Annotated in this window: 11 protein-coding genes; 10 read left to right on the forward strand and 1 reads right to left on the reverse strand. The window is 47.8% G+C overall.

The features are described from left to right. Nucleotides 1–49 precede the first annotated feature (49 nt). From gcvT to gcvP, 3 genes are all read left to right on the forward strand, one after another. Entirely contained in the window at nt 50–1129 is a 1080-nt protein-coding gene (gene gcvT / locus AC53GJ_RS07015) for a glycine cleavage system aminomethyltransferase GcvT (protein ID WP_496731861.1), read from the forward strand. Nucleotides 1130–1239: 110 nt separating this feature from the next. Then, nucleotides 1240–1626, forward strand: a complete 387-nt coding sequence (gene gcvH, locus AC53GJ_RS07020; RefSeq protein ID WP_496731863.1) for a glycine cleavage system protein GcvH — start codon at nt 1240–1242, stop codon at nt 1624–1626. Nucleotides 1627–1833: 207 nt separating this feature from the next. After that, nucleotides 1834–4722: an aminomethyl-transferring glycine dehydrogenase gene (gene gcvP / locus AC53GJ_RS07025; protein ID WP_496731864.1), complete on the forward strand. Its 2889-nt coding sequence runs from the start codon at nt 1834–1836 to the stop codon at nt 4720–4722. Nucleotides 4723–4892: 170 nt separating this feature from the next. Here the strand turns inward: gcvP and AC53GJ_RS07030 are convergent, their stop codons facing one another. Next, complete coding sequence (locus AC53GJ_RS07030) at nt 4893–5864, reverse strand: integron integrase (RefSeq protein WP_496731865.1); 972 nt, start codon at nt 5862–5864, stop codon at nt 4893–4895. Between the two features lie 232 nt (nt 5865–6096). Between AC53GJ_RS07030 and AC53GJ_RS07035 the strand changes: the two genes are divergently transcribed. The 7 genes from AC53GJ_RS07035 to AC53GJ_RS07065 all read left to right on the forward strand — a co-directional run bounded on the left by AC53GJ_RS07035 (nt 6097) and on the right by AC53GJ_RS07065 (nt 13092). Continuing rightward, nucleotides 6097–6531: a hypothetical protein gene (locus AC53GJ_RS07035; RefSeq protein ID WP_496731866.1), complete on the forward strand. Its 435-nt coding sequence runs from the start codon at nt 6097–6099 to the stop codon at nt 6529–6531. 671 nt (nt 6532–7202) lie between these two features. Next, nucleotides 7203–7535, forward strand: a complete 333-nt coding sequence (locus AC53GJ_RS07040; protein WP_496731867.1) for a hypothetical protein — start codon at nt 7203–7205, stop codon at nt 7533–7535. Nucleotides 7536–8234: 699 nt separating this feature from the next. After that, nucleotides 8235–8648 (forward strand): hypothetical protein, encoded by a 414-nt coding sequence (locus AC53GJ_RS07045; RefSeq protein ID WP_496731868.1) that lies wholly within the window; start codon nt 8235–8237, stop codon nt 8646–8648. 417 nt (nt 8649–9065) lie between these two features. After that, nucleotides 9066–10240, forward strand: a protein-coding gene (locus AC53GJ_RS07050; protein WP_496732760.1) for an IS3 family transposase whose coding sequence is annotated in 2 segments (ribosomal slippage) — nt 9066–9333 and nt 9333–10240 — 1176 coding nt in all. Because the reading frame shifts where the segments join, the coding sequence is not laid out codon by codon here. After that, entirely contained in the window at nt 10221–10907 is a 687-nt protein-coding gene (locus AC53GJ_RS07055; protein WP_496731869.1) for a serine hydrolase, read from the forward strand. The genes AC53GJ_RS07050 and AC53GJ_RS07055 overlap by 20 nt, the downstream gene beginning before the upstream one ends. 80 nt (nt 10908–10987) lie before the next feature. Next, nucleotides 10988–11509, forward strand: coding sequence for a YcxB family protein (locus tag AC53GJ_RS07060; protein ID WP_496731870.1), 522 nt, complete (start codon nt 10988–10990; stop codon nt 11507–11509). Nucleotides 11510–11916: 407 nt separating this feature from the next. Further along, nucleotides 11917–13092, forward strand: a complete 1176-nt coding sequence (locus tag AC53GJ_RS07065; protein WP_496731871.1) for an IS4 family transposase — start codon at nt 11917–11919, stop codon at nt 13090–13092. Nucleotides 13093–13430: the final 338 nt, after the last annotated feature.

Genomic DNA, 13430 nt, shown 5'->3' on the forward strand with positions numbered 1-13430 from the left:
GATGTCTTCCAGACAACAGCCGCCTTGCGGCATTCAGAGGATGGTACTGATGGCTCAACAAACAGTGTTAATTGGCAAACATATCGAAGCAGGCGCAAAAGTCGTCGATTTTCATGGCTGGGATATGCCACTGCACTATGGTTCTCAGATTGAAGAACACCACGCTGTCCGTACTGATGCCGGTATGTTTGATGTGTCGCACATGACCATCGTTGATCTGCACGGTGCCCGCACCCGCGAATTCCTGCGTTATTTAGTGGCGAATGATGTGGCCAAGCTGACAGTGCCTGGCAAAGCTTTATACACAGGTATGCTGAACGAGACCGGTGGTGTGATTGACGATCTGATCGTGTATTTCATGACGGAAGACTTCTTCCGCTTAGTAGTGAACTCAGCCACCCGCGAAAAAGATTTAGCCTGGATCAACGCCCAAGCGGCAGCTTTTGCCGTGACAGTGACCGAAAGACCTGAATTTGCCATGATTGCCGTACAAGGCCCGAATGCTAAAGCCAAAGTAGCGACCTTACTTTCTGCCGAGCAACAAGCTGCGGTGGCGGGCATGAAGCCATTTTTTGGCGTACAAGCCGGTGATTTGTTTATCGCCACTACAGGTTATACCGGTGAAGATGGTTACGAAATTTCGCTGCCAAACGACCAGGCTGCTGATTTCTGGCAAAAACTGTTAGATGCGGGCGTTAAACCGGCCGGTTTAGGTGCCCGTGATACCCTGCGTTTAGAAGCAGGCATGAATTTATACGGCCAGGATATGGATGAAACCGTATCGCCACTGGCTGCCAATATGGGCTGGACTATCGCCTGGGAACCAAGCGACCGTAACTTTATCGGTCGGGCCGCGCTGGAACAACACCGTGCTGCAGGTACCTTCAAGCTGGTCGGTCTGGTGATGGAACAAAAAGGCGTGCTGCGTCATGGCCAGAAAGTGGTAGTTGAGGGCGGCGAAGGCGAAATCACTTCAGGTACTTTCTCCCCAACCTTAGGTTACAGTATTGCGATGGCACGGGTACCAGCAACGGTTGCTGACACTGCAGAAGTGGACATCCGTGGTAAACTGGTGCCGGTCAAAGTGGTAAAACCAAGTTTTGTTCGTATGGGCAAAAAAGTTATCTAAACTGAACCACGGCGTTGCAAGTCGCTGACAGTTTAACGCGGGGTGGTGTGACCGCCTCGCGACTCACAAAATTAACAACCAAACTTCGAGTGAAGGTCCGAGGAAAAATCATGAGCAATATCCCACAAGAATTAAAATATGCTTCATCACATGAATGGGTTCGCAGCGAAGGTAACGGTGTTTACACTGTTGGTATTACTGAACACGCCCAAGACCTGTTAGGTGATATGGTGTTTGTGGAATTACCTGACGTCGGTGACACTGTGGCTCAGGGCGACGACGTGGCAGTTGCTGAATCAGTGAAAGCCGCTTCTGATATCTACGCGCCAATTTCTGGCGAAATTCTGGCCGTGAACGAAGCGCTGAATGATTCACCGGAAACAGTGAACAGCGCGCCTTACACGGATGGCTGGATGTTCCAGATTAAAGCAGCTGACGAAGCCGAAGTTGCTGCGCTGTTAGATGCCGCCGGATACGCCGCTTCTATCGCCGAATAAGCCCGTAAGGGCCACTGAAACCCCGCCGAAATGCGGGGTTTTGTTTATCCCCTGGTGGTATTGCTGCCAGTGGATAAGTGAAAAGTTAAACCTTTTCAAAGTAGTTAAATAAGCAACGCACTAGCCCAAACAGAACTTCGCAGCGTATCTGCAAAGTCTGCAACGCAAATTCGTTGCCCCCGTTAAGCTTTTTAGGAAATTCCAGGCATGACCACTTCTGTGAAAACCCTGTCGCAACTTGCGAACCATACTGACTTTATCGGCCGTCATATTGGCCCGAACGCTTTAGAGACTCAGGCCATGTTAGCTGAACTGAATGTCAGCAGCGTGGAAGAATTGATCGCGCAAACGGTACCTGCCGGTATTCGTCTGACGACGCCATTAGCGACTGGCGAAGCGACCACAGAAGCGGATGCGCTGGCTTATTTAAAAGCGGCTGCCAGCAAAAATAAAATGTTCAAATCTTACATCGGTATGGGTTATCACCCAACGTACACGCCGAATGTAATTTTACGTAACGTGCTGGAAAACCCGGGTTGGTATACAGCTTATACGCCATACCAGCCAGAAATCGCGCAGGGCCGGTTAGAAGCACTGCTGAATTTCCAACAAGTTTCATTAGATTTAACCGGGATGGAATTAGCGTCTGCGTCACTGCTGGACGAAGCCACGGCCGCTGCTGAAGCTATGGCGCTGGCCAAACGTGTGACTAAAAACAAAGCAAACGCTTATTTTATTGCTGATGACGTGCACCCACAAACCATAGATGTAGTGCGTACCCGTGCCGACATGTTCGGTTTTGAAATTATCGTGGGTAAAGCAGCTGACGCCGTCAACCACGATGTGTTCGGTGCTTTAATTCAATACCCGTCAACCACAGGTGAAGTACGCAACGATGCACAGCTGATTGCTGATTTAAAAGCGAAAAAAGCTATTGTTGCTGTGGTGACAGATCCAATGGCGCTGTTGCTGTTAAAATCTCCAGGTGAATTAGGCGCAGATGTGGTGGTCGGTTCAGCCCAGCGTTTTGGTGTGCCAATGGCCTTTGGTGGTCCACACTCAGCGTTTTTCGCCACCCGTGATGATTACAAACGCTCGATGCCAGGCCGGATCATTGGTGTTTCCAAAGACCGTCGTGGCAATCAGGCGCTACGGATGGCAATGCAAACGCGCGAACAGCATATCCGCCGCGAAAAAGCCAACTCGAACATTTGTACCGCTCAGGTGTTACTGGCCAATATGGCCTCGTTCTACTGCGTATTCCATGGCCCTGCTGGCCTGAAAAACATCGCCGAGCGCATTCATCGCTCTGCCGATGTCTTTGCTGCTGGTTTAACGGCTAAAGGCGTAACGCTTTCGCACCACAGCTGGTTTGACACAATCACCTTCAGTGTTGCTAACCGTAGTGAAGTGATTGCCCGCGCTTTAGCTGCTGGTGTGAACTTACGGACTGATTTGGCCGACACCTTAGGCGTCAGCTTCCACGAGCAAACCTCAGCCGCTGATATAGCTCAACTGTTTGATATCGTGTTGGGTGCAGCTCATGGCTTAGATGTAGCTGCCTTAGACGCTGCTATTGTCGCCAACGGCTCTACTTCAATTCCTGCCGATTTAGTGCGGACTTCGAAATATTTAACGCACCCGGTGTTTAACCAGTATCACAGTGAAACTGAGATGTTGCGTTATATCAAAAAACTGGAAAACAAAGACTTAGCCCTGAACCATGCGATGATTTCGTTAGGTTCATGCACCATGAAATTAAACGCCACTGCCGAAATGATCCCGGTGACCTGGCCAGAATTTGCGTCATTACACCCGTTTGTGCCAAAAGATCAGGCGCAAGGTTATTATCAGATGATTGGCGAACTGGCGGATTGGCTGGTGAATATCACTGGTTATGATCAAATGTCGATGCAACCAAACTCGGGTGCACAAGGCGAATACGCCGGCATGATCGCCATTCGTAAATACCATGAAAGCCGTGGTGATTCACACCGCAACATCTGTTTAATTCCAGTGTCAGCCCATGGTACTAACCCGGCGACAGCGGCGATGGCCAGTTTCGAAGTGGTGTTGGTGGATTGTGATAAGAGCGGCAACATCGACATGGCAGATTTAAAAGCCAAAGCCGAAGCTGTTTCAGACAAATTAGCCGCCATTATGGTGACTTACCCGTCTACCCACGGCGTGTTTGAAGAATCTATTCGCGAACTCTGTGACATAGTGCACGCGCACGGCGGCCAGGTCTATATGGACGGCGCTAACATGAATGCCCAGGTAGGCGTAACTTCACCAGGCTTTATCGGTGCCGACGTTTCGCACTTAAACCTGCATAAAACTTTCTGTATTCCACACGGCGGTGGCGGCCCTGGTATGGGTCCAATCGGTGTGAAAAAACAGCTGGCTCCGTTCCTGCCAAACCACGCAGTCGTGAAAATTGAAGGCACTGGTGCCGACAATGGTGCTGTGTCTGCTGCTCCATTTGGTAGCGCTGGCATTCTGCCAATCAGCTGGATGTACATCAAAATGATGGGCGGTGACGGTTTACGTCAAGCCACTGAAATGGCGATTGTGAACGCCAACTATATGGCTGCCAAACTGGATCCAATGTTCCCGGTGTTGTACAAAGGAACTAACGGCCGTGTGGCGCACGAATGTATTATTGATATGCGTCCGTTAAAAGAAGCCACTGGTGTCACCGAAATGGACATTGCCAAACGTTTGATGGACTACGGTTTCCACGCGCCAACCATGTCATTCCCAGTGGCCGGCACCCTGATGATTGAGCCAACTGAGTCTGAATCAAAAGTGGAAATGGACAAGTTTATCGAAGCGATGACGTCAATCCGGGCTGAAATTGCCAAGGTAGAAGCAGGCGAGTGGACCGCGGATAACAGCCCGCTGCACTTTGCCCCGCACACCATGGCTGATATTTTCGACGCCAATTGGGACCGGGTTTACGACCGTCAATACGCGGCCTTCCCGGCGCAGTATGTAGCCGACAACAAGTTCTGGCCAACAGTGACACGGATTGATGACGTCTATGGCGACCGCAACCTGATGTGTGCTTGCCCAAGCCCTGAGGATTATCGTTAATTAAATCAATGGCTTACAGGTGTTAATTTAACCTTGTAGTTATAGTTGAAAGCAAAAGCCGGCGCCAGTGAAGCGCCGGTTTTTTTATTTTATAAACCGCCAGACGGCATATCCTTTGGCTCGAAAGGCCGCTTTGAATGCTGGCCGCGAGTGCAGAGCTCAAGCAGCAATCACGACTGTACCAATAACGACAGCGGGCTTTTCACCGCATTGCCGCCACGCTGCAATACATGGGTGTAAATTTGGGTGGTCTTCACATCACTATGCCCCAGTTGTTCCTGCACAGTGCGAATATCGACGCCTGCTTCAAGCAGATGTGTGGCAAAACTATGGCGCAATGTGTGGCAGGTGACGTTTTTTGGATTTTTGCCAAATAAGCCGCTGCTTTGATGGCACGGCGTAAAGTGGCCATCATCCAGATGATGGCGACGGATAAAGCTAGATTCTGGATCGCGACTGAGCTGATAAGACGGAAACAGATATTGCCACTGCAGCGACTTCGGCGCTGCCGGATATTTTCGCTCCAGGGCGAAGGGTAGCCAGACGCCAGCATAAGCAGGTTGTTGTAAGTCTGCTTGAAAATAGTCGGCTACTTTTTTGATTTGGGTATGTAGTACAGGGATCAGTTCAGGGGCCAGGGTAACCCGCCGATTTTTATTGCCTTTACCTTGCCACACCAGTACCGAAAGATAGTCAAAATCGATATCTTTGACCCGCAATCTGACCGCTTCCATTAAGCGCAAGCCACTGCCATATAACAATTGTGCCAGCAATTTATAGCGCGGCTCGATGCAAAACAGTAGTTGCTGCACTTCAAGCCGAGTCAGCACCACTGGCAATTTTTGCGGGGTACGGGCTTTATTAAAATCCAACTGAATGGCCAAAGGGCGGCGTAAAATATGGCGATATAAATAGGCGAGGGCATTTAAAGCGGTCGCCTGCGTTTTGACCGCCACATGGCGCTGATTGGCAAGATAAGACAAAAAGTGTTCAACCTCTGGGTCGCTTAAATCCGCCGGATGTTGCTTTTTATGGTACAAAATATAGAATTTTATCCAATATAAATAGGTATCCACAGTGCGCTTGGCATATCGCTGCAACACCATGCGTTCACGGACAAAATCCAAAAATGGCGACGCCATAAATCACCTATGTATTGACTGTTTATATATACAGTAGTTTGTTTGAGTATTTTTTCCACCGTCTTGCGGGCACGAAACCGTTCCATCTCGTTTCTGGTTTGGTTGTATTAAATGGAAGTGGTTGATTTAATGTGGTTAAAAGGTTAAGTTTGTTTGAGTAAAATTCATGAAAGAAGGCAGAAAAATTTCCGTCTCGCGGGTTCTTTGCCTTCTATTAAATTGTTAGGTAACCATGAAAATTATTGCTAAAACAATCGGATACAGTGCTGTTGGCTATTTGGTAATGATAATCTTAGCTAAATTATTTTGGTTTATGTACCCTTACCCCGATAGTCCGACTCAAGAAGAAATTAACTTGGTTTGGAGTCTCCATGTGTTAGCTGAAAAGATATTGGGTTATTTAATCATTATTGTTCTATCGATATTGTTGGTTTTCAATTTTAAGCAACAATATGGAGTCAAAAGTATCTATTTGGCTATTTTTGCTGGCATAACTTACAACGTAATTGGTGGTTTAATCTGGATTGTAAGATTTGGCTATGAGCCTTATTTTAAACATTCTTTGCCATTGCAATTATTAGGGTTGGTGACAATTATTTGTGGGTTAACATCTTTATTTGCTTATAAATATTTACCTAACAAGCGCCTTAAACAGTGCGGCTGTTAGCCGCTGGACTCGCAACAAGTTGCTCGCCGTTTAGGCGATAGTTAGCTTGCAAAAGTAAAGTCGGTGTAATTGCATATTTTCGGTACGTTCGGTGGTTTAGCCCGTTCGTTACTACAACGCCGGTTTTCATCGCACAACTGGCTTGGCAAGGCGCTTAAAAGTAACTCAAACCGTTGGCGTCTTGCGCCAACGCCCCTGGCGGTAGCATGGTGTTTTTATGTTATGCAGCCGCAAGTTTTTAAATTGCACGGCTGTTGTGGTTTGTTGCACTGGTTGCTAACAACGCGCAGCAGTAGCGGCCTGCGGCCGCGGGACGCGCACAAGTTCGCGCCCCTGTGCTTATAGTTAGCTTGCAAAAGTAAAGTCGGTGTAATTGCATATTTTCGGTACATTCGGTGGTTTAGCCCGTTCGTTACTACAACGCCGGTTTTCATCGCACAACTGGCTTGGCAAGGCGCTTAAAAGTAACTCAAACCGTTGGCGTCTTGCGCCAACGCCCCTGGCGGTAGCATGGTGTTTTTATGTTATGCAGCCGCAAGTTTTTAAATTGCACGGCTGTTGTGGTTTGTTGCACTGGTTGCTAACAACGCGCAGCAGTAGCGGCCTGCGGCCGCGGGACGCTCACAAGTTCGCGCCCCTGTGCTTATAGTTATGCATAAATGGTGGTCCATTTGAAGCTGGCTCTGACCGTTATATTAATGATTTTTGCTGCTCAAGTAGCAGCAGAAGACTTATGCCCGATAAACGAAGATATTGAACCTGACATGCGGATGACGGAAAGCCATTTTACAAAAGAGAATGCTGAAGCAGCTGCAAATAAAATTAAAGGAATTATCTCCGGCGTGGATAAAAAGTATGAGTGGTTCACAGTGCCAAATAATCTGAAAGTCATTGAAGGTTTTATTTTGAAACGTGATGCTATGACCGCTAAAGGCGAAATGCAGCCATATCATAAAGAGCAATTTTGTGAATTTATGAAAAATAAAGCTTGGTGGTACGACTAAATGCATAACAAGGCGCGGCACTTTGCGGCCTGCGGCCGCAGCGACGCTCACCAAGGTTCGCGCGCGTGCGCTTATACTTTTAGCTTTCAAAAACAAAGTTCGGTGTAAATGCGCATTTGCGGTACGTTCGGTGGTTTAACCCGTTCGTAACTTCAACGCTGGTTTTCATTTCACAACTGGTTTGGCAAGGCGCTTAAAAGTAACGCAAACCGTTGGCGTCTTGCGCCAACGACCCGGGCGGTAGCATGGTGTTTTTATGTTATGCAGCCGCAAGTTTTTAAATTGCACGGCTGTTGTGGTTTGTTGCACTGGTTGCTAACAACGCGCAGCAGTAGCGGCCTGCGGCCGCGGGACGCTCACAAGTTCGCGCCCCTGCTCTTATAGTTAGCTTGCAAAAGTAAAGTCGGTGTAATTGCATATTTTCGGTACATTCGGTGGTTTAGCCCGTTCGTTACTACAACGCCGGTTTTCATCGCACAACTGGCTTGGCAAGGCGCTTAAAAGTAACTCAAACCGTTGGCGTCTTGCGCCAACGCCCCTGGCGGTAGCATGGTGTTTTTATGTTATGCAGCCGCAAGTTTTTAAATTGCACGGCTGTTGTGGTTTGTTGCACTGGTTGCTAACAACGCGCAGCAGTAGCGGCCTGCGGCCGCGGGACGCTCACAAGTTCGCGCCCCTGTGCTTATAGTTAGGTCTGCTATGAAACTTCCAATAGGTATCTATCTAATAGCGGCAATTTATGCTTTTTCTTGTTTGTACAGTATTAATACAGCGGCAATATGGGAAACGAATGGAATAAAATTTATCTGGCTGTTGGTGGGCGGAGGAGGCATCGCTGCAGGGCTGCTATACCGAAAGGCTTGGGCTTGGCACGTTGCTTTCGTTTTAGGCTGGATAGGTTTTGCAATGACACTAGTTTCAGTTTTGATTATGCTCGCAAGTGTCACGGTATCATGGTTGGTTTTGGTAATGTTAATAGGTGTAAGTATTTGCTTTAGCTACATATCATATCTTATTCCAACTTATTTAAATAAGCCGGTAATCAAAGCTATTTACATTCAACCTAACCAGCAAAGTCAGCAGGACTCGCCTGACGGCTCGCCTTTGCTTTGATTGTTAGCTTGTAAAAAGCAAAGCCGGTGCAATTGCGCATTTTCGGTACGTACGGTGGGTTAGCCCGTCCGTTATTTCAACGCCGTTTGTCATCATAAAACTTGCTTGGCAAGGCGCTTAAAAGTAACTCAAACAGTTGGCGTCTTGCGCCAACGCCCCGGGCGGTAGCATGGTGTTTTTATGTTATGCAGCCGCAAGTTTTAAAATTGCACGGCTGGCGCGGTTTGTTGCACGGGTTGCTAACAACGCGCATCAGTAGCGGCCTGCGGCCGCGGGACGCTCACAAGTTCGCGCCCCTGTGCTTATAGTTATGTGTAATGGAGTAGTTGGCATGGAGTTTCAGCTGTAGTGGCACACTGAATTTGGCCACCTGATTAGAGGTGTTATGCTATACCTCGTAAGCAATTAGGTGACATGATGAACAAAAAGACAAGACCTACTTTTAGCCCAGAATTTCGTCTGGAATGTGCCCAACTGGTGCTCGACCAAGGTTACTCGGTTGCTAAAGCAGCGGCAGCGATGAATGTTGGTAAATCCACCATGGATAAATGGGTTCGGCAGTTGCGTGAAGAGCGCTCAGGCATCACGCCCAAAGCCACACCGATGACGCCAGACCAACTTAAAATTCGCGAATTAGAGAAGCGAATCAAACAGATAGAGCTGGAAAAAGAAATCCTAAAAAAGGCTACAGCTCTCTTGATGTCGGACTCGCTGAACAATTCACGATAATTGCTCAGCTCAAGCAGAGTTATGCCGTGGCGCAGTTGTGCCGGGTGTTTGAAGTCCATCGCAGCAGCTTTAAGTATTGGAAAAAGCCCAAGGCGATTCAGCCAGAGCAGGTTGTTCGGCTAAGCAAAGTCCGTGAGCTGTTTGATGCCAGCAATGGCTCCGCAGGCTCTCGCAGCATTGCAACGATGGCAAGCACTCAGGGTGTTAAAATGAGCCGATACCTGGCGGCTAAATGCATGGAAAAACTAGGGTTTATCAGCTGCCAGCAACCGGCGCATTCATATAAAAAGACAGGCAGTGAACGGATTGATATCCCAAACTTGCTGGCGCGCCAGTTTGCCGTAACCAAACCAAATCAGGTGTGGTGTGGCGATGTGACCTACATCTGGACAGGCAACCGCTGGGCTTACTTAGCTGTAGTGATGGATTTATTTGCAAGAAAACCAATTGGTTGGGCCATGTCGTTCTCGCCTGACAGTGAATTAACCGGCAAGGCGCTTAGTCATGCGTTTGAATCCAGAGGTCGGCCTGAAGGAGTGATGTTCCATTCAGACCAAGGCAGCCATTACACCAGTACCAAGTTCCGGCAATTGCTGTGGCGCTTTCAAATTCGGCAAAGCATGAGTCGTCGTGGTAATTGCTGGGACAATAGCCCGATGGAGCGCTTCTTCAGAAGCTTAAAGACAGAATGGGTTCCGACCGTAGGTTACAGCTCATTTGCTCAAGCAGAACGAGAGATACTGAATTACATGCTGGGCTATTACAGCCAGCTCAGGCCACATCACTATAACGGTGGTTTGGCTCCGAATGAATCCGAGCGCAGGTACTGGCTTGGCTACAACGATGTGGCCAAAATTAGTTGACCACTACAATTTGCCCCCCGAAACCGTTGACCGCAGTTGGATTTATGCGGCAGGTGCAATTGCATCGACTCTTGACGACATTAGCTTGTGGCATCGTGGCTTACGCTCTGGGAAGGTAATTTCGGCTGAAAATTATCAGTTGATGGTAACTAGAGCAAAATTAAATAACGGAGAACCAATTAATTATGGGTTTGGCACTGATGTGTATCCGATAAGCGGTCAACCGTCGTACAGTCATCAAGGGCAAGTGCCTGGTTTTGTTGCATGGTCAGTCTATTTTCCCGCGCATGATTTACTTGGCACCGTATTCGGCAATAATGACGCAGTTCACCCAGGTCCAGCTTTGTTAAATATGATTGCAAGGCAACTGAACCTTTCTCCAGCGCCAATTGTTCGTAAAAATATTACAGAACAAGCTAAGGCTATGATTGGTAAATACAAAGGTGCAGATGATACGGTGATGACTGTTACATTTGATGATGGGCAACTCAGTGCGAAAACCAGCAATGGCGACATTCGAAAATTAGTGCTTCGGGAAAATAACTCTTTTTCGTATGAATGCACCGAAGATTATTATGAACTTAGAGAGCAGGATAATAAGCGTTTGCTTGTTCCTGTCAGCATTTACATGGGTGAACGAGCGCCTCTAGTTAGAATGGAAATATAACAAACGCCATCAAAAATGACTCGCAACAAGTTGCTCGCGTTTGTGGGCAGGTGTTATACATACATGGAAAAGTTTGAATCATGATTAAAACAATAACAGTCACGAAGTCGGATTATCTTAACTTCACTAATTACGCGTTTAAGCGCCTGTGCGCACCACAACCTAAGGGCGGTGCAGGGGTCATCAAAAACATGATTATTTGGTGTATTTCAGCGATAGCTTTTATGTTTGTATTTCAGATTGATTCATTATCCTTGTCTAGCTTCCATTGGCCTTCAGCTGCAATAGCTGCACTCCCTTTTGTTGTGTTTATTGTCGCTTACTCTAGCAATATGCGTAAACTCCGTCAGTCGAGCACTCCCAATGAAAATGGCTTAATGCTTGGGGAGAAAATCATAGAGTTTGGTAATGACGGAATTACAGAAATAAACCCACTTGGAAATTGTTTCTATAAATGGGAATGTGTTGAGTCAGTAGAAGATAATAACGGTGATCTTTATATTTTTTTAGATAAGCTTCTTGCCTTAATCATCCCAGCGTCTTCTTTTTCTTCAGATATAGAAAAAGCAGAGCTCCAATCAATAGTCAAAAAGTTTGTATAACAAGGCGCTGTTATATGGAACTGAAAGTGCAGACTCCGCAACAGAACCTTGGTACTCCGTCGGTCGCAGAGGTCGTCAGTGACATTGCCCAAATGTTCAAAAGGCTGCAAAGAAACGTGGTCATCGGAATCTCAGGGCGCGGAGGGGCTGGGAAGTCCACAGTTGTAGAAGAATTGCGCACGAGGCTTTACGACTGGTCTGTCGAGCCGTTAGTGCTTCACGTTGACGACTTTGTTTTTCCAAAGGCGGTTCGGGATGCAAATCCTGACCGAGCGAGGCGAGGTACTATGAGTCGTCTGAGGAATCCCCACAAATGGAGTAGGTAAAACAAATAGTTAGGCGAGATGGGAACATTCATGGCAGTTCCTGATCTGATCTTTCGCCAAAAAAATAACCAGTAGCACGCCATGAATGTTCAACGAATGCTCGCCGATTTTCTCTCATTTGTCACGCCAAAAAACATCCATAAAACCAGAATGGCGTCACTTTGCGCGTCGTTGCAAAGTTTAGTCACCAACGGCAAATGTACGGTCACTGCCATCGGTCGCGGAATTCAAAGTGCCGCTACTGAAAAAAGCTGTATTAAAAGAGCCGACCGGCTGCTGAGTAACGAAGGTTTACAGGACGACATTCCGCTGATTTATGCGGCACTGACGAAGGCATTAGTTCAAACTAAACAACCCCTTATCTTGGTTGATTGGAGTAACGCCGACAATAAAAAGCGTCACTTTATCTTGCGGGCCAGCCTCGCACTCGAAGGCCGCTCTTTGACCTTGCTGCAAGAAGTGAAAGCGATTGATGAGTACAACTGCCCACGCGTGCATCAGGCATTTTTGCTACGCCTGAAGGCTAGTTTGGCAGCGGATTGCCGACCGATTATCGTCACCGACGCCGGTTTTAAGGTGCCGTGGCTGAAACAAATTCGTAAGTTGGGCTGGCATTATATTGCGCGGGTGCGCGGCAATCAGACGCTGCAACTGCCTGATTCTAGAACATTTATCAGTGTGGACCAGCTCTACAAAAAAGCCAGAACGACGCCGCAGTGTTTGGGTAAAATTAAGCTCACTAGCAGCCAGCGTTATGTAACCACAGCAGTGTTAGTCGGCACGCACTGGAAACTTCGAAAACGCGATAAACATAAGTCATACAAAGAGCCCTGGTTACTGGTAAGTTCATTAGCGCAAACAGCTGATTATGCTTCAAAAATCGCTAAGTGTTACAGCGCCAGAATGCAAATTGAAGAGAGCTTCCGCGACCAGAAAAGCCAGACATATGGTCTTGGCAGCAACACGCATCAGACCTATAAAAAGGAACGTCTCAAAGTGCTGTTAATGCTTGCTGCGCTCGCCAACTGGCTTCATTACATGCTGGGATTGGCGGTGGAAATCAGTGGCCAACATAGGTCGTTGCAAGCCAACAGCATCAAACATCGACGGGTGCTGTCGTGCAATTATTTAGGAATGCGGTTATGTCGTCTGGCACGGCTGACTATCTCAACGCAGGATATCCAAGCTGCCATCAGGCAAATCATGACTTGGGCTGAAGAGTGGGATTGGAAAAGTATTAAATCGGTAAGTTATTGATATGATTAGAGCGTTTATGGGGATCCGTCAGATGAGTCGTATGACTTTGCGACGCTCTTCGATAGGGTGCTTCGTCCGATGAAAAACTCGGCCTCCTACGTGGCTGAAGTTCCAGTCCTCGACCGAGCCGAAGACCGCCAGGTCCCACGCTGGATCGTAATGTCAGATCCTAATGTGGTGCTCATCGAGGGGGTTCAGCTTTTCCGCCAGGCGGCAGAGGACATTTTCGATCGCCGGATCTGGATCGAGGTTCCATTTGAAGTGGGGTTGCAACGAGCTCTTGCTCGGCAGAACCATTTAGGGGTCCCGATGACGGCAGAGCAAAAGCGGAGTCAGTA

It is taken from the genome of Rheinheimera sp. B2H12, from assembly GCF_059620065.1.

Bases quoted from the DNA above. Each gene is read 5' to 3' on its own strand.
- gcvH (WP_496731863.1), top strand. From the start codon at position 1,240: ATGAGCAATATCCCACAAGAATTAAAATATGCTTCATCACATGAATGG.
- AC53GJ_RS07030 (WP_496731865.1), bottom strand. From the start codon at position 5,864: ATGGCGTCGCCATTTTTGGATTTTGTCCGTGAACGCATGGTGTTGCAG.
- AC53GJ_RS07060 (WP_496731870.1), top strand. From the start codon at position 10,988: ATGATTAAAACAATAACAGTCACGAAGTCGGATTATCTTAACTTCACT.
- gcvP (WP_496731864.1), top strand. From the start codon at position 1,834: ATGACCACTTCTGTGAAAACCCTGTCGCAACTTGCGAACCATACTGAC.
- AC53GJ_RS07045 (WP_496731868.1), top strand. From the start codon at position 8,235: ATGAAACTTCCAATAGGTATCTATCTAATAGCGGCAATTTATGCTTTT.
- AC53GJ_RS07065 (WP_496731871.1), top strand. From the start codon at position 11,917: ATGAATGTTCAACGAATGCTCGCCGATTTTCTCTCATTTGTCACGCCA.
- AC53GJ_RS07035 (WP_496731866.1), top strand. From the start codon at position 6,097: ATGAAAATTATTGCTAAAACAATCGGATACAGTGCTGTTGGCTATTTG.
- AC53GJ_RS07055 (WP_496731869.1), top strand. From the start codon at position 10,221: ATGTGGCCAAAATTAGTTGACCACTACAATTTGCCCCCCGAAACCGTT.
- gcvT (WP_496731861.1), top strand. From the start codon at position 50: ATGGCTCAACAAACAGTGTTAATTGGCAAACATATCGAAGCAGGCGCA.